This window comes from Paraburkholderia oxyphila NBRC 105797, from assembly GCF_000685075.1.
GTDB classification, from domain to species: Bacteria; Pseudomonadota; Gammaproteobacteria; order Burkholderiales; family Burkholderiaceae; genus Paraburkholderia; species Paraburkholderia oxyphila.
Window position 1 is genome coordinate 1 of the sequence record NZ_BAYD01000256.1, and the last position, 1666, is coordinate 1666.

Annotated in this window: 2 protein-coding genes and 1 pseudogene; all 3 read left to right on the plus strand. The window is 58.5% G+C overall.

Annotated elements, in window-relative coordinates; all coding sequences use genetic code 11:
* On the plus strand, nt 1–434 hold a 434-nt coding region (locus BO1_RS56015; protein WP_043289336.1), incomplete at its 5' end, for an RHS repeat-associated core domain-containing protein.
* A complete protein-coding gene (locus BO1_RS48755) occupies nt 431–850 on the plus strand; it encodes a hypothetical protein (protein WP_028223765.1) in 420 nt (139 codons plus the stop codon). The genes BO1_RS56015 and BO1_RS48755, both read left to right, overlap by 4 nt.
* 449 nt (nt 851–1299) lie before the next feature.
* Nucleotides 1300–1666 (plus strand): annotated as a pseudogene (locus tag BO1_RS56020) (group II intron reverse transcriptase/maturase); the annotation flags it as partial.

Consider the following 1666-nt stretch of genomic DNA (forward strand, 5'->3'; position numbering starts at 1 on the left):
CTGGGTTGGGGAGGTTTCTGCAGACGGATCCGGTGGGGTATGCGGATGATCTGAATCTGTACGCGTATGTAAAGAACAACCCCATCAATCTGACGGATCCGAGCGGGCTGATTGCGTCGGCGTCGGGGAACTTTGCGAGCAATACGACGGCTCCGGCCACTACACCGAAGCTTGATACGCCAGCGTTCAGCATGCCCGCGACATCGGCAGGGAATCAGGCGGCGGTTCAGGTTGCTGCAGCCGGTGATCTCAAGTGCCAAGGTTTCAGCGCAGGGTGTCAAAATGGGGGGAGTTATGGCAGCACTGGAGCTTATAAGGTGAACGGGTTAATTTTATGTACGAGTTGTGCCGTCAAGATGCTGGGTGTTGAGAATGAATCGCCGGCCGAAAAGGCAATTACGTTGGAACTGTACATAAATAAGGGGAGTAAATGATGCCGGATCGCGAGGAGTTGCTCAGGAGCTTGGTCGTTGGGGATATCTTCCACGCCAGTTTCCCATCCGAAAACCCAGGGGGGCCGAGCTTGGTCTGTTTGGTGGAGGCCATTACCGACACTGGAATTCAAGCAAGGACGGTAACGACTCAGTATCGGTTTCGATTCAACCTTAAAACTGGAGAGGCAGAATCGATTGATGCGGCGATGCTTGCTGTGCGAGAGGGCGAGGAAGTTGTATGCTTGATCGATTCGGTAGTGCCTCTTCCTGTCGACATTCACAACGTAATATTGGGGCTTGATAGGAAATCTAGATTGGAACGATTCGATCGAAATCCGGAGCGGGTCAAACTGAACGACGCTGAGAAGAAGGCAATCATTTTTATGAGCTCGTACTATCCGGCCAATCCGCTATAGGGTTTGGTAGGTGCTGAATGACGAAGGGCCGCAGACGCGGCCCTTCGTTGTTTCATGTGCGCCCGCGCACTCCTGCGGGTGCAAGTCCCGCCATAAGCTGGTCACAGCGAATGAAGTGAAGCGCAACTGCATGAGGGCGACCGAGTGTGGGAAGGAAGCGTGGAGCGTAAATCGCGAGCCGATGAACAAGAACTGCATAGAAGGCGCTGCCGAGCAGGGCGAGCGGGCATGAAACCGCAAAGCTCTCGTGACCAAGGCGAAGCGGCGTAAATGCGGCGGCTGTGCGATGAAGGAGTGCGTTCTTACCTGGGGACGCCTCGCCTCATGCCTGAAAGGGCGACGGTGTCGAACCGGAGCGAGGTCTCAGCAGAGGTCATAGTAGCCACAGGACAGGCCGGCGAGGCTGGAGCGGGTGGCGAAGGACCGAACGGGAAGGAGTGTTTAACGACATGCCGACGCAACAGGCAAGGCGTCAGATGCCCGCGCGAGCGGGGCGAGCGGTGGCAGCGCGCGGTGAAGCTGCGCGTGAAGCCGTGAGCGACGAAGCCTGTGGCTCGCGGCATGAGACGAGAGACACAGGGTCGGCGCTGCTGGAAGCAGCGCTGACGAGAGAGAACCTGCGGCAGGCGCTCAGGCGGGTGCGGGCGAACAAGGGTGCACCGGGTATGGACGGACTGGACATTGACCAGACTGCGCGACATCTGGTGACAGCCTGGCCGGCAATACGTGAGCAACTGCTGCGGGGGACGTACCGGCCGATGCCGGTGCGGCGGGTGACGATCCCGAAACCGGACGGTGGCGAGCGCGAGCTGGGCA